This is a genomic window from Haemophilus paracuniculus, from assembly GCF_002015115.1.
GTDB classification, from domain to species: Bacteria; Pseudomonadota; Gammaproteobacteria; order Enterobacterales; family Pasteurellaceae; genus Haemophilus_E; species Haemophilus_E paracuniculus.
Window position 1 is genome coordinate 73,929 of the sequence record NZ_MUYA01000018.1, and the last position, 14,728, is coordinate 88,656.

The 14,728-nt window shown below is 43.8% G+C and carries 12 protein-coding genes; 10 read left to right on the forward strand and 2 right to left on the reverse strand.

Annotated features, from left to right (window positions below; genetic code table 11):
- Positions 1-13: 13 nt before the first annotated feature.
- Genes B0187_RS09595 through B0187_RS09615 form a run of 5 tightly spaced genes read left to right on the forward strand, consistent with a single transcriptional unit; the run spans position 14 to position 4,533 of the window.
- The gene (locus B0187_RS09595) at positions 14-901 is read left to right on the forward strand and encodes a glycosyltransferase family 52 (protein WP_245797029.1); all 888 of its coding nucleotides are present in this window, start codon (positions 14-16) and stop codon (positions 899-901) included.
- 1 nt (position 902) lies between these two features.
- Complete coding sequence (locus tag B0187_RS09600; RefSeq protein ID WP_078237636.1) at positions 903-1,673, forward strand: glycosyltransferase family 25 protein; 771 nt, start codon at positions 903-905, stop codon at positions 1,671-1,673.
- 1 nt (position 1,674) lies between these two features.
- Positions 1,675-2,856 (forward strand): hypothetical protein, encoded by a 1,182-nt coding sequence (locus B0187_RS09605; RefSeq protein WP_078237637.1) that lies wholly within the window; start codon positions 1,675-1,677, stop codon positions 2,854-2,856.
- The gene (locus B0187_RS09610) at positions 2,849-3,733 is read left to right on the forward strand and encodes a glycosyltransferase family 2 protein (RefSeq protein ID WP_078237638.1); all 885 of its coding nucleotides are present in this window, start codon (positions 2,849-2,851) and stop codon (positions 3,731-3,733) included. The genes B0187_RS09605 and B0187_RS09610 overlap by 8 nt, the downstream gene beginning before the upstream one ends.
- Positions 3,733-4,533, forward strand: coding sequence for a glycosyltransferase family 2 protein (locus B0187_RS09615; RefSeq protein ID WP_078237639.1), 801 nt, complete (start codon positions 3,733-3,735; stop codon positions 4,531-4,533). Before B0187_RS09610 ends, B0187_RS09615 begins: the two co-directional genes overlap by 1 nt.
- Before the next feature lie 52 nt (positions 4,534-4,585).
- Here B0187_RS09615 and B0187_RS10285 read toward each other — a convergent pair whose 3' ends face one another.
- Positions 4,586-4,723, reverse strand: coding sequence for a hypothetical protein (locus tag B0187_RS10285; RefSeq protein ID WP_158078237.1), 138 nt, complete (start codon positions 4,721-4,723; stop codon positions 4,586-4,588).
- On the opposite strand from B0187_RS10285, the gene metK reads away from it, so the two are divergent.
- The 5 genes from metK (at position 4,713) to B0187_RS09640 (ending at position 12,744) form a co-directional block, all read left to right on the forward strand.
- Positions 4,713-5,864, forward strand: a complete 1,152-nt coding sequence (gene metK / locus B0187_RS09620) for a methionine adenosyltransferase (RefSeq protein ID WP_078237640.1) — start codon at positions 4,713-4,715, stop codon at positions 5,862-5,864. The two genes, B0187_RS10285 and metK, sit on opposite strands and share 11 nt — an antisense overlap.
- Positions 5,865-6,045: 181 nt before the next feature.
- On the forward strand, positions 6,046-7,020 hold the full coding sequence (gene pfkA / locus B0187_RS09625) for a 6-phosphofructokinase (protein WP_078237641.1): 975 nt from the start codon (positions 6,046-6,048) through the stop codon (positions 7,018-7,020).
- Between the two features lie 110 nt (positions 7,021-7,130).
- On the forward strand, positions 7,131-8,003 hold the full coding sequence (locus B0187_RS09630) for an alpha/beta fold hydrolase (RefSeq protein ID WP_158078238.1): 873 nt from the start codon (positions 7,131-7,133) through the stop codon (positions 8,001-8,003).
- Between the two features lie 176 nt (positions 8,004-8,179).
- On the forward strand, positions 8,180-12,103 hold the full coding sequence (hrpA, locus tag B0187_RS09635) for an ATP-dependent RNA helicase HrpA (protein ID WP_078237645.1): 3,924 nt from the start codon (positions 8,180-8,182) through the stop codon (positions 12,101-12,103).
- 128 nt (positions 12,104-12,231) lie between these two features.
- Positions 12,232-12,744: a DUF4760 domain-containing protein gene (locus tag B0187_RS09640; RefSeq protein ID WP_245797030.1), complete on the forward strand. Its 513-nt coding sequence runs from the start codon at positions 12,232-12,234 to the stop codon at positions 12,742-12,744.
- A 62-nt stretch (positions 12,745-12,806) separates the two neighbouring features.
- Here B0187_RS09640 and aspS read toward each other — a convergent pair whose 3' ends face one another.
- Positions 12,807-14,582, reverse strand: a complete 1,776-nt coding sequence (aspS, locus tag B0187_RS09645; protein ID WP_078237643.1) for an aspartate--tRNA ligase — start codon at positions 14,580-14,582, stop codon at positions 12,807-12,809.
- Positions 14,583-14,728 lie beyond the last annotated feature (146 nt).

A 14,728-nucleotide genomic window follows, 5' to 3' on the forward strand; every position in this document is an offset into this window, starting at 1 on the left:
CGCGGAAAAAATAATGGAAAAATTTCCGAATGAAGATTTTTATGGGGTGATGTTTACCTACGCTTCTTATCATAATCAAAAGTTCCAACATTATTGGCAACGCTTTTCAGAAAAATGTGCAAAAAGCGAACTTTTTATTTACCCACAAGCGGGTAGATTTTCATTATTTTCTGCACTTTACCAGTTTAATAAAAAATTTCCACAACGCCAATTTAATAACATTTTTGTGGCGAGCATTGATGATTTATTTGTGCAAACTTTTATTAGCCAGTTGCAATTTAACCTGCTTTGCACTTTTGATGACGGCACGGCAAATATTGTGCAAAATAGTATCTATTATCAAGATTCGTCTCAATCTATTGTTAGGAAAATGGCTAATTTAGTATTAGGTAATAAATATAGCACTCAAAAATTACGCCAACTTTCGCAAAAGCATTATTCCATTTATCCGAATATGCCAAATATTGTTGAAAATATAGAGTTGGTTTCCCTCAGTAATTCAGTTGAACAAAATAGTGCGAAATTTTCGGAAAAGCCACCCCTTGCATTGCTTTTAGGGCAACCTTTGTATGAAGATAATCAGCAAAACATCGCCTTAGTTGAGCGTGTCGTAGAGCAATTTGGGATTGAGCTTTATTTACCCCACCCACGGGAAAGTTTTAAAACGGATAAGGTAAAATATATTGAAACCCCGTTAATTTTTGAAGATTATATTTCACAACAAAGCCAGCAACAAAAATATCGGATTTACACTTATTTTAGTGGGGCAGTGTTGAATGTATTAAATAATCCTAATATCGAAGTGATTTCGATTAAACCTAATTTAACAAACCCAACTTATTTAGCCTGTTACCCTATTTTTGAAAAATTTAGGGTTAAGGTAATTGAACTTGATAAATAATATGAAAAAATATTTAGTTTCCCTTGAAAAAGATCATCATCGCCGAGAGCTTTTTTTTAGCCAAGCGGACACCGCAGATTTTGAGCTATTTAATGCAATCAATACGATGAATGAAGATTTAACTAGCCTCGCTCAAAAGTTTGATGTAGAAAAATTTTATCAACGTTATCAACGTCATATTACAAAGGGCGAAGCAGGTTGCACATTTAGCCATTTAGCAATTTACCGTTTAATTTTAGCGAATAATCAAATTAAAGAGGAAGAATATAGTTTAATCTGTGAAGATGATGCACTGTTTAATCAAGATTTTCAAGAAAATTTAGCCCAGCTTGTTCAACAAAAAAATGGTGCGGATTTTATCTTGGTGGGGCAGTCGAAAATTAACGATTTTAATGATAGTAACTTGGAAATTGAATATCCAACTACGCTTTTTTCATTGATGAATAAATTTGGCAAAGGGCAATATCGTTATGGATTACCTTATTTACCTTATTATGCAGGCACGGTGGCTTATTTAATTAAAAAATCTGCGATCAGAAAATTATTAGCTCAACTAGATAATCAGTTGCCATTTTGGTTAGCTGATGATTTTATTTTATTTGAAAAACAATTTGGTTTAACGATGCAGGTAGTTCGTCCGTTAATGGCGATTGAAAACCCTGTTTTAACCAGTAATTTAGAAACCCAACGGGGTTCAATTCAGCAAAGTTTATTCAAAAAATTGTTGAAATACCCAGCTAAAAAGGCGTTGGCAATTAAGCGAAATTTATAAAATGAGTGCATTAGTTAATTTATTTTACATCTATGATCCTTGGCTATTCCATTTTTTAAGAATGGCATTTGTAATGGGGATCTTTGCAAGCGGTCTGTTTTTATATAAATGGTATAAAAAAGAGCCATTAAATATCGTTATTCCCTTAGATAGCGTAGCGGTTATTTTAGGTTTAATTGGGCTTTCGGCGATTTCATTATTGATTAACGGCACAAAAGATTTTTCTGTTGTGTTGATGTATATTAAATCGTTAATTTTATTTGGTTTTGGCGTGCTGATCTATTCACTTTTTTATGCACAAAATAATCAACAAAAATTGGTTAAAGATCTGCAAATTGGGATTAGTATTCAATCTTTGGTTGGCTTTTTAGCCCTTGCAGGTATTCCCTTTATGGTTGATCTTGCCCTTTCAACCAATGCTAATTTACCTCGCTTTTTTGGTTCAGAACAGGAATATCGCTTATATAATATTACTTCATCGGCATTTTTTCAGTTAAGTGCTTTTTATTTATTATTACTGCATTTTATTTTAGCCTATAACGAAAAACATAATAATATCAGTAGTCTATTTCTGTTTTTAATTCTATTTATTGGGGCGGTATCGGGCAGAACCTTTTTTATGTTATCCCTTGTCAGTATCGCTCTCTATTTTAAATGGCGATATATTCCTGCACTGGTAGCTTTTGTGGCGGTGGTGTTAATTTTAGCGATTTATTTCCCTGAAAATCATTATGTGGCACACGCCCTTGAACCTGTGATTAACCTAATTTCAGGGGCTGGGCAGGTGAGTTCCTCAACGGATACCCTCGTGAAAAAACATCTATTTATGCCTGAATTAAAACAACTGTTAATCGGGGACGGTTATTATTATACGGAAACCAAAAGTTATTATGGTGGCTCTGATTCAGGCTTTATTCGCCAAGCTCTTTATGGTGGTGTCGGTTATATTTTAACTTGCTTTTTATTTATGTTTTATTTTGTACGAAAAGTGGCGATAAATTGGTTTAACTATAGTTGGAAATTTATTCTTTCCACCTTATTTATTTTCAGCGTACTAAATGTAAAAGCAGACACTTATGCATTCCCTGGAATTATGCTTGTGTTGTTAATGTTCTTATCATTATTTGGCACAAGCGGTTGGAATTTAGAAATTTTTAGCCAAAAGCGAGAGAAAAATGTTTAGTATTATTGTGCCGTCTTATAATCGAAATCAGCAAGTTAAGGCATTATTAGAAAATCTAACCTTGCAAACCTTGACGGATTTTGAAGTGATTATCGTTGATGATTGTTCGCCAAATAAAATAACGGTTGAACAGCAATATCCGTTTAAGGTTACCTTAATTCGTAATGAACAAAATAAAGGGGCGGCGGGTAGCCGAAATATCGGTGCAAATAATGCTCAAAATGAATGGCTATTATTTCTTGATGATGATGATCAATTTGCCCCCGAAAAATGTGCTTTATTGGCAAAAGCCATTAACGAAAATCCAACGATCAATTTTATTTACCACCCTGCGGAATGTGTAATGGTAAATGAAGGTTTTAGTTATCAAACTAAACCTTTTGCCGATCCTGCTCAAATTAGTATTGAAAGCATTTTATTAGCGAATAAAATTGGTGGAATGCCGATGATTGCGGTGAAAAAATCGTTATTTGAAAAAGTAGGGGGCTTGGCGACGGAATTATTAGCGTTGGAAGATTATGATTTTCTGCTTAAATTGATTCAAGAACCGAGTTTTAAACCCTTTTATTTACCGCAAGCATTAACCCGTTGCACCTTTGAAACAAAAACGGCGAGTGTATCCAAAAATATAAAAAACACTGAACAAGGTATCGCTTATATTGAGCAAACCTATGTAAAAACGGAAATCCAACGTAATCATTTTAAACTTAATCAACTTTATATGTTGGCGTATCCTTATATGATGAATTATTCCCGACAAGCGGGTAGTTATTATTTTAAAATGTTTCAACAAAGCAAAAGTTTGAAACATCTGTTAATGGCGGTAATTACCTTTATTTCGCCGAAACTTGCAATCAATATGAAAAGGTTTATCTAATGAAATTCTCGGTGTTGATGTCTTTATATATTAAAGAAGATCCTACATTTTTAGCGGAGTGTTTTGAAAGTTTAAAAAATCAAACTTACCCTGCCGATGAAATTGTGGTTTTGTTTGACGGAAAAGTTACCGAAGCATTAGAAAATGTGGTGGCGAAATATGAACAAATTTTACCGATAAAAGCGGTGAGATTTGCGGAAAATCGAGGGCTAGGCAAAACCTTAAATGAGGGGTTAAATTATTGTTCCCACGAATGGGTATTTAGAATGGATACCGATGATATTTGCGTGCCAGAACGTTTTGAAAAGCAAGTCAAATTTATTGAACAAAATCCCGATGTGATTATTTTTGGCGGGCAAATTGCGGAATTTAACCGTAATATTCAGGACATTGTTGCCTATCGAAATGTGCCGACTGAACGTGAAAAAATTGTCGAATTTACCCGCTTGCGTTGCCCATTTAACCATATGACGGTTGCCTATCAAAAAAGTAAAGTGCAAGAGTGTGGTGGTTATCAAGGGCTGCAAGAAGATTACACCCTTTGGATTAAAATGGTGGCAAACGGCAATAAAGTGGCGAATTTACCCGATGTACTCGTTTACGCAAGGGTCGGCAACGGAATGGTTGGTCGCCGTCGAGGCTGGAAACAATTTGAATATGAATGGCAACTTTACCGCCTAAAAAATCAATTTAAAATCCACAATCCCATTTTAGGTTTAGGAATTTTCTTAATGCGAGCCGTGCCGAGAATTTTACCACTTTCAGTTTTAACCATCATATACAAACTACTCAGAAAATAATTTAAGTTTTATTTTAAACATCCATAGTTGCTCTTTCTGCTCAAAATCCGTATTATAGCCGTCTAGACGGATTTACATCCAAACCGATTGGGCGACAAGCGGTGCGATTTTGCAAAAATTTTGCATTATCTGACCGCTTGTTTTTGTGGAAAATATCAAATAAATCAATAGGATAAAAAATGGCTATCAATCTTTTTACCTCTGAATCGGTGTCGGAAGGACACCCAGATAAAATTGCCGATCAGATTTCTGATGCGGTGTTAGACGAAATTTTAAAGCAAGATCCAAAAGCGCGTGTGGCGTGCGAAACCTATGTGAAAACGGGTATGGCGTTGGTGGGTGGCGAGATTACCACTTCCGCGTGGGTCGATATTGAAAATCTCACTCGTCAAGTGATTGCGGACATCGGCTACAACCACTCTGATATGGGCTTTGACGCTCACTCTTGTGCGGTGTTGAATGCGATTGGTAAACAGTCGCCAGACATCAATCAAGGGGTAGATCGTGCCAACCCATTAGAGCAGGGGGCAGGCGACCAAGGGATTATGTTCGGCTACGCCACCAATGAAACGGACGTGCTAATGCCAGCCCCGATTACTTACGCTCACCGCTTAATGGAACAGCAGGCGAAAGTGCGTAAATCGGGCAAGCTCGATTGGTTACGCCCTGATGCGAAAAGCCAGCTCACGTTCATCTATGAAGATAACAAAATCAAGGGGATTGATGCGGTGGTGCTTTCCACTCAACACGCAGAACAGGTCGATCAAAAAACCGTGTTCGAGGGCGTAATGGAAGAGATCATCAAGCCGATTTTGCCAAGCGAGTGGTTGAGCCAAAACACCAAATACTTCATCAACCCAACGGGGCGTTTTGTGATCGGCGGACCTATGGGCGACTGCGGTTTGACGGGGCGTAAAATCATCGTAGATACCTACGGTGGTGCAGCTCGCCACGGCGGTGGGGCGTTCTCGGGTAAAGATCCGTCCAAAGTGGATCGCTCAGCGGCTTATGCAGCACGTTATGTGGCGAAAAATATCGTGGCGGCAGGCTTGGCGGATCGTTGTGAAACCCAGCTATCTTATGCGATTGGCGTTGCCGAGCCAACCTCGATTATGGTGGAAACCTTTGGCACAGGCAAAGTGAGTAACGAAGTATTAGTGCGTTTGGTGCGTGAGCATTTCGATCTTCGCCCTTACGGTTTGATCAAAATGTTAGATTTAATCCGCCCAATCTACCGTGAAACAGCGGCTTACGGTCACTTCGGTCGCGAGCATTTCCCTTGGGAAAAAACCGATAAAGCCGAAGCGTTGAGAGCCTCAGCAGGTCTGTAATTTTAAACTGATTGATAAAGCCAACCCTCGGTTGGCTTTTGTTTTTTCATTCTTTTTCAAAGTGCCGATTAGATCAAATTTTCGTAAAATCTGCGTATTTTTTACTAGAACACAAGGCTCGAATATTGTAATCTTCGCACCAGTTTCGATTTATTTTATAAATTTAAAAAAGGTAGAAAAAATGACCAAAAAAATCCAAAAAATTGCGGTATTAACCAGCGGCGGCGACGCTCCGGGAATGAATGCCGCTATCCGTGGTGTTGTGCGTGCGGCTCTAACCGAAGGCTTGGAAGTTTACGGTATCCAAGACGGTTACTACGGCTTATTCCACGATAAAATCGTCAAATTAGAACGCCGTTCGGTGTCTGATGTGATCAACCGTGGCGGTACGTTCTTAGGCTCGGCACGTTTCCCTGAATTTAGAGATCCTGCGATCCGTGCCAAAGCGGTCGAAAATCTCAAAAAACACGGCATTGACGCCCTTGTGGTGATCGGTGGGGACGGCTCTTATATGGGGGCGAAGTTGATCACCGAAGAATACGGCTATCCGTGCATTGGCTTGCCGGGTACGATTGATAACGATGTGGCTGGTACGGATTACACCATCGGTTTCCAAACCGCCCTTGAAACAGCGTTAGAGGCAATCGACCGCTTGCGTGATACGTCAAGCTCGCACCAACGTATCTCAATCGTAGAAATTATGGGTCGTCACTGCGGTGATTTAACCCTCAGCGCTGCCCTCGCTGGCGGTTGCGAATTTATCGTGGTGCCAGAACACGAATTTAACCGTGAAGAACTGATTCAACGTGTGGAAGAAGGAATCAAACGCGGCAAACGCCACGCGATTATTGCGATCACCGAATTGATCACCGATGTCCACGCCCTTGCGAAAGAGATTGAAGGACGCGTAGGCTTAGAAACCCGTGCAACCGTTCTCGGCCACACCCAACGTGGTGGTGCGCCTTGTGCGTTCGACCGAATCCTCGCTTCCCGTATGGGGGTTTATGCGGTGGAATTGTTGCTACAAGGCTACGGCGGTCGCTGCGTAGGGATTCAAAACGAGCAGTTAGTGCATCACGATATCATCGATGCAATTACTAATATGCGTCGTCCGTTCAAAGAAGAATTATTCAAGACATCAGAAAAATTATACTAATCTGACCGCTTGCAACCAAAAAGAAAGGCAACTCAATGAGTTGCCTTTTATTTTTTATTGTTTGGAAATGCTATAATTTCCCCACTTTTTTCCTTTCAAATAAACTCACGATGAAAAACAGCACGATAGACTGGACATTCAACGGCACTTGGCAATACGAGCCTAAATGGTTTGAGAGCCAAGACGGCAAAATGCACTACATTGATGAGGGGTCGCCCACGGGGCGGCCTGTGATTTTGGTACACGGCAACCCCACTTGGGGATATTTATACCGCCATTTTATCCAACCGCTTACCAAAGCTGGCTACCGTGTGATTGTGCCTGACCATTTGGGCTTTGGCAGATCAGAAAAGCCCGATCAAACCAATCTCTATGCCGTGCCACGACACGCCGAACGTTTTGAAGCCTTGATTGAATCTTTGAATCTGCAAAATGCGGTGCTAGTCGCCCACGATTGGGGCGGACCAATCAGCTTATGGTGGGCAGTTCGCCATTCACACAAGGTGGCGGGAATGTTCCTGCTCAATACAGGGGCTTACGTTGTCCGCCAAAAGGAAAAAATACCTCTTATCCTACGCCTGTTTCGTACCAAATATATCGGCGAAATGTTGGTAAAAGGGCTGGAGCTGTTCAAAAAAGGAATGCTATTCAAGGCAGGGATTATCAAACACGAGCGAATGAACGATCAAATCAAGCAGGCTTATTTAGCCCTACATCCAACTTGGGCATCTCGCACACCCGTGTTGGCGTTTCCTCGCCAAATTCCGATTGAGCCACAAAATCCGCTGACGGGCTATTTTGAATATTTGGAAAGCCAACTGATCGCCCTTTATCGTAACAAACCCGTTGAAATTATGTGGGGAATGCAAGATATTGCGTGGTCGTCAGATGTGTTAAATAAAGAGTGGAAACGCATTTTGCCCGATGCTCAAATTACCCCCTGTGCAAGATGCAGGGCATTTTATTCAAGAAGATGCCTATGAACAGATTGTTCCTCAGTTATTGGCTTTTCTGCAAGGTTTAGGGCATTAGGCATCGTAGGAAAAGGAAAGGCGAAATTTCTAAAAGATCCTTCCCCTTTGTAAAGGGATATATCCTATTTTCCCTGCATTTTATGCTATATTACCCCCATTTTTGATAGCTATTTGTTGTGATTTCGATGACCAAACCCTTGCAAAAAAATCGGGTGAACCGACCGCTTACTGATGAGCAAAAAACCTTACTGGCTGAACTTTCTGATTTGACGAACTTTGAATATCGCCGTTTGCGTGGGCGGATTTTGGGGTTGGCGAATGTTAAGCAGGATAAGGCAAAAGCAGAGATCATTTCGCAGATACAAGCGGATATTTTGTCGGCAAAATCGGTGTTTTCTGCTCGCAAAATGCAGGCGGAAAATTTGCGGATCAGCTATCCCGATCTGCCCGTATCGGCTCGCCGTGAGGAAATTTTGAAGCTGATCGCCGAGCATCAGGTGGTGGTAATCGCAGGGGAAACGGGGTCGGGCAAAACTACCCAGTTGCCGAAAATGTGTTTGGAATTGGGGCGGGGCGTGAAAGGCTTGATCGGGCATACTCAGCCTCGCCGTTTGGCGGCTCGCTCGGTCGCAACACGGATCGCCGAAGAGTTGCAGTCGGAACTCGGCTCAACGGTCGGCTACAAGGTGCGGTTCAACGATCAAATCAGCGAAAATACCCTCGTCAAATTGATGACGGACGGGATTTTACTCGCCGAAATCCAAACCGACCGCTATCTCAATCAATACGACACCTTGATCATTGACGAGGCGCACGAACGCAGCCTCAACAACGATTTTATTTTGGGCTATCTCAAACAAATTCTCGCCAAACGCCCCGATCTCAAAGTGATCATCACTTCGGCGACCATTGATGTGGAACGCTTTTCCCGCCATTTTGACAACGCCCCGATTATTGAGGTGTCGGGCAGAACGTTCCCCGTTGAGGTGCGTTATCGCCCGATTGTTGAGGAAGAGGATCAAGACCAACTGCAAGGGATTTTGAATGCGGTGGACGAACTGCAAGCGGAAGGGCGTGGCGATATTTTGATCTTTATGAACGGCGAGCGGGAAATTCGCGACACTGCCGAGGCGTTGCAGAAACGTGAGCTAAAATTTACCGAAATCCTACCGCTTTACGCTCGTCTTTCCGCCGAAGAACAGCAGCGGATTTTCAAGCCAAGTGGGTTGAATCGGGTGATTTTAGCCACCAACGTGGCGGAAACCTCGCTCACGATCCCGAATATCAAATATGTGATCGACACGGGAACGGCTCGCATTTCTCGCTACTCTTACCGCACCAAAGTGCAACGCCTGCCGATTGAGCCGATTTCGCAAGCCTCGGCAAATCAGCGGAAGGGGCGTTGTGGGCGAACCTCTGAGGGGATCTGTATCCGTCTTTATTCGGAAGAAGATTTTAACGCTCGCCCTGAGTTTACCGATCCCGAAATTTTGCGAACCAACCTCGCTTCGGTGATTTTGCAGATGACCTCGCTCGGCTTGTCGGATATTGAAGCCTTTCCGTTCGTGGATCGCCCTGATACCAAACAGGTGCAGGACGGGGTGAGATTGTTGGAAGAATTGCAGGCGATCATTCCCACCCCACACAAACACGAGGGGCGTTATCGCCTGACCGAAATCGGTCGCCAGCTCGCTCAACTGCCGATTGATCCTCGCTTGGGGCGAATGTTGATCGAGGCGGCGAAAAATGGCAGTTTGCACGAAGTGATGATGATCGTGTCGGCACTTTCGATTCAAGATCCCCGTGAGCGTCCGCAGGAACGCCAACAGGCGGCGGACGAAAAACATCGCCGTTTTGCCGATAAGGATTCTGACTTTTTGGCGTTCGTCAATTTGTGGCACTATCTGCAACAACAGCAAAAAGAACTGAGCAAAAACCAGTTCCGCAAATTGTGCCAAAAGGATTTTCTCAATTATTTACGCGTGCGTGAGTGGCAGGATATTTATCATCAGCTTCGCCTTGCGGTGCGGGAAATGGGCTTGCGGATCAACACCGCCGAGGCAAATTATCCGCAGATTCACACCGCGTTATTGAGCGGTTTGCTGTCGCATATCGGCAGCAAAGAGAGCGAAAAAATGCACTATTTGGGGGCGAGAAATGCTCATTTTTATGTATTCCCCAACTCGGAACTGTTCAAAAAACAGCCGAAATGGTTGATCGCCTCGGAACTGGTCGAAACCACCAAATTATGGGCGAGAACGGTGGCGAAAATCGAACCTGAATGGGTCGAACCGCTAGCTCAACATTTAACCAAACGCAGTTACAGCGAACCGCACTGGGCGAAGTCGAAAGGGGCGGTGATGGCGTATGAAAAAGTCTCGCTCTACGGCATTCCGATTGTGGCAAATCGCCTTGTGAATTATGGCTCGATTGACCCTGCGGTCAGCCGTGAGATTTTTATCCGCTCGGCGTTGGTTGAGGGCGAATGGCACAACAATTACAAATTTTTCAAGGAAAACCACCGCTTGATCAAGGAAGTGGAAGATTTGGAACACAAATCTCGCCGCCGTGATATTTTGGTGGACGAGCAGGTGGTGTTCGACTTTTACGATCAGCGGATCGGCACGGATGTGGTGTCGAGCCGCCATTTTGATAGCTGGTGGAAAAAGGCAAGCCAAGCCGATCCCGATCTGCTCAATTTTGAGAAATCCTTTTTGATCAACGATAACGCCAACAAAGTGAGCGATCTCGACTTCCCGAATTTCTGGCATCAAGGGCAGCTAAAACTCAAATTGAGCTATCAATTTGAGGTGGGGCAGGATCACGATGGGGTTACAGTGCATATTCCGTTGCCGTTGCTCAATCAGGTTGAGCCAGAGGGCTTTGATTGGCAGATCCCAGGGCTTCGCCACGAGTTGGTGGTCGCGTTGATTAAATCCCTGCCGAAAGCCACTCGCCGTAATTTCGTGCCAGCCCCGAATTATGCGGATGCCTTTTTAGGGCGAGCCGAGCCGTTCGCCAAACCGCTGTTAGAGAGTTTGAGCTACGAACTTCGCCGAATGACGGGGGTAACGGTTGAGCCTGAATTGTGGGATCTGTCGCAACTCGCCCCACACCTCAAAATGACTTTCCGAGTGGTGGACGACAAGGGCAAAAAAATCGCCGAAAGCGGTAACTTAGACGAGCTAAAATTCCAACTCAAAGATCAGGTGCAAAATACCCTGTCGGCGGTTGCCGATGACGGCATTGAGCAATCGGGCGTGCATTTGTGGAATTTCGCCGAGCTGCCGCAGATGTACGAGCAAAAACGCCAGCATTTCAGCGTTAAAGCCTACCCTGCGATTGTGGACGAGCAAACTTCGGTGGGGATCAAGCTGTTTGAAACCGAGTTCGAGCAAGCCCGAGCAATGCGAGCGGGGCTACGCCGATTACTGTTGCTCAACGTGCCTTCGCCGATTAAATATCTGCACGAAAAACTGCCGAACAAAGCCAAATTGGGGCTTTATTTCGCCCCGTTCGGCAAGGTGTTAGAGCTGATTGACGATTGCATCGCCTGTGCGGTGGATAAATTGGTGGACGACTTCGGCGGCGTGGTCTGGACGGAAGAAAAATTCAACGCCCTGCACGATTTCGTGCGAGCCAACCTCAATGATTGCACGGTGGAAATCGCCCAGCAAACCGAGAAAATTTTGACCTTAACGTTCGAGATCAACAAACGCCTCAAAGGCAAAATGGATTTCACAATGGCGTTTGCGTTGAGCGATATTAAAGCTCAAATAAGCGGTCTGATTTTCCCAAATTTTGTGGCGGAAACAGGCTATCAACGCCTTGCGGATCTGCACCGTTATCTCACCGCGATCGACAAGCGATTAGACAAACTTGGGGTGGATACCAACAGCGACCGAGCCAAAATGTTGCGGGTGGAACAGGTGCAAACCGCCTACCAGCAACTGCTCGCCAAACTGCCAAAATCGAAAGCGATCCCTGACGAAGTGCTAGAAATCCGCTATATGATCGAAGAACTGCGAGTCAGCCTCTTCGCCCAACAGCTCGGCACCAAATACCCAATTTCCGATAAACGGATTTTGAATTTGATTGGGGAATTTTAGAGCCTAAAATAACAAAAATTTCTCTTTACAGGGGAACATTTTTGGCTTAGGATTGCCCCAATTCAGAGCGTGATAAAAATCATCACGATTAGATTAACCACAACATAAGAGGTGCAAAATGAACAAATTTGTTATCAACGAAGGTTGGGAAATCTAATGGATTTCAACGTGATTGCAGGGCTAGGGACTTGTTTATTTACAGGTTACCTAGCTTTTTTGCTTGGTCTCAACTTAAAGAATTGCGTAAACAGCATAAGCAGAAATCAACTATCGACTTACTGATTAGCAATAACAGCAATGCTTTTTTACGTGAACGCCGCCAAAAATATATGCAAATGCGAGATAAAGGGGAAAATTTTACCGCATTGGCTTGTTTATTGGATAAAAACGCAACCCCTACCCAAGAGCAATCTGAAAAAAATTTCATTGTGCTTGATGTGCTTAATTCAATTGAATTTATTTGTGTGGGAATCGCCGAAGAATTATTTGATGAAGCCGTTTATAAGCGAATGAGCAGAAGTAGCGTGCTAAAAGATTGGAATACGTTAAAACCTTATATTATGGAAATTCGCAGAATAAACAGTAATGATCGGATATTTTGTGAGTTTGAAAAACTAGCCACAAAATGGCTACAAGAATAGCCATTTCAAACAAAAAAATAGGACGCAATCTGCGTCCTATTTTTATTTATCTTTCAGCAGAATTATTCCGCTTTTTCGCTTTTAGCCACTTCAATCCCCAATTCCGCTAAGGCTTGTGGATTAGCGAAACTTGGGGCTTCGGTCATTAAGCAAGCGGCGGCGGTGGTTTTCGGGAAGGCGATTACATCACGGATATTTTCCGTGCCAGTGATCAACATTGTCAAACGGTCTAACCCGAACGCCAAACCTGCGTGCGGTGGGGTGCCGAATTTGAGGGCATCGAGCAAGAAGCCGAATTTTTCTGTCTGCTCTTGTTCGTTAATGCCTAGAATACTGAACACGGTCTGTTGCATTACAGGGTTGAAAATTCGCACTGAGCCGCCGCCCACTTCGTAGCCGTTGATCACCATATCGTAAGCGTTCGCCACCGCCCCTTTCGGATCGGCTTTGAGTTGCTCTGGTGTGAGGTCTTTCGGCGAAGTGAATGGGTGGTGCATTGCCGACCATCTGCCCTCGTCATCTTTCTCAAACATTGGGAAATCCACCACCCACAACGGTTTCCAAGCGGTGAGATCGGTAATGCCTAAATCACGCCCTACTTTTAAGCGTAACGCCCCCATTGCATCGGTTACGATTTTCTCTTTATCCGCCCCGAAGAAAATGATGTCGCCGTTTTGAGCCGAAACACGCTCAAACAAGGCTTTGATTACGTCTTCATTGAGGAATTTAGCGATTGGGCTTTGCACGCCCTCTAAGCCTGCATTCACATCGTTTACTTTCATCCACGCCAAGCCTTTCGCCCCGTAAATGCCAACGAATTGGGTGTATTCATCAATCTGTTTACGGGTAATTTCCGCCCCGTTCGGCACACGCAACACCGCCACACGCCCCTCAGGATCGTTGGCCGGCTCGTTGAAGACCTTAAATTCCACATTTTTGAGAATATCCGCCACATCGACTAATTCGAGCGGGTTACGCAAATCTGGCTTGTCTGAACCGTAGCGTTGCATCGCTTCGGCGAAGGTCATCATCGGGAATTCGCCCAAATCCACGTTCAAACGATCAAGCCACAAGCCACGAATCATTTTTTCCATTGTGGCACGCACTTCTTCCGCCGTCATAAAGGTGGTTTCCACATCAATTTGGGTAAATTCAGGTTGGCGGTCGGCACGCAAATCTTCATCACGGAAACATTTCACGATTTGGTAGTAACGGTCGAAGCCTGACATCATCAGCAACTGTTTAAACAACTGTGGCGACTGCGGTAAGGCATAGAATTTGCCCTTATGCACACGGCTCGGCACGAGGTAATCCCTTGCCCCCTCTGGGGTCGCTTTGGTCAGCATTGGGGTTTCAATATCGAGGAAGTCATTTTCATCCATAAAACGGCGAACGAAACTGGTAATTTTGGCACGGGTTTTCAAACGTTCCGCCATTTCTGGGCGGCGTAAATCGAGGTAGCGATATTTCAAACGCTGTTCTTCGGTGTTGTTTTGGTTGAAGTCGAGCGGCAACACCTCGGCGTTGTTGTAGATCACCAAATTTTTAACCAACACTTCGATCTCGCCCGTTGCCATTTCTTTGTTGATTTGCGACTCATCACGGGCAATCACATCCCCTTGAATTTGCACGCACGCCTCATTGCGTAGGCTTGACGCTAATTTAAAAATCGCTTCATCTTTCTCATCAAAAAAGACCTGCACAATCCCCTCACGATCACGGATCTGCATAAAAATAAAACGACCAAGGTTACGGATTCGATGAACCCAACCGCTCAAAGTTACGGCTTGTCCAACGTGAGAGCGGTTTAACGCACCGCAATAGTGAGAACGCATCATAAAATTATCCTTTATCAGAAATCAGAAAAAATTGGGGCGGATTATAGCTTAAAAGCAAGCAAAAGGGGATAAATTCCCACTGCAAGGGGTGGGATTTTGTGAAATTTCGCAGGATCTTACCGCTTGCCCCCCTTGTATATTAAAAC

Bases quoted from the DNA above. Each gene is read 5' to 3' on its own strand.
- B0187_RS09595 (WP_245797029.1), top strand. From the start codon at position 14: ATGGAAAAATTTCCGAATGAAGATTTTTATGGGGTGATGTTTACCTAC.
- B0187_RS09600 (WP_078237636.1), top strand. From the start codon at position 903: ATGAAAAAATATTTAGTTTCCCTTGAAAAAGATCATCATCGCCGAGAG.
- B0187_RS09605 (WP_078237637.1), top strand. From the start codon at position 1,675: ATGAGTGCATTAGTTAATTTATTTTACATCTATGATCCTTGGCTATTC.
- B0187_RS09610 (WP_078237638.1), top strand. From the start codon at position 2,849: ATGTTTAGTATTATTGTGCCGTCTTATAATCGAAATCAGCAAGTTAAG.
- B0187_RS09615 (WP_078237639.1), top strand. From the start codon at position 3,733: ATGAAATTCTCGGTGTTGATGTCTTTATATATTAAAGAAGATCCTACA.
- metK (WP_078237640.1), top strand. From the start codon at position 4,713: ATGGCTATCAATCTTTTTACCTCTGAATCGGTGTCGGAAGGACACCCA.
- pfkA (WP_078237641.1), top strand. From the start codon at position 6,046: ATGACCAAAAAAATCCAAAAAATTGCGGTATTAACCAGCGGCGGCGAC.
- B0187_RS09630 (WP_158078238.1), top strand. From the start codon at position 7,131: ATGAAAAACAGCACGATAGACTGGACATTCAACGGCACTTGGCAATAC.
- hrpA (WP_078237645.1), top strand. From the start codon at position 8,180: ATGACCAAACCCTTGCAAAAAAATCGGGTGAACCGACCGCTTACTGAT.
- aspS (WP_078237643.1), bottom strand. From the start codon at position 14,582: ATGATGCGTTCTCACTATTGCGGTGCGTTAAACCGCTCTCACGTTGGA.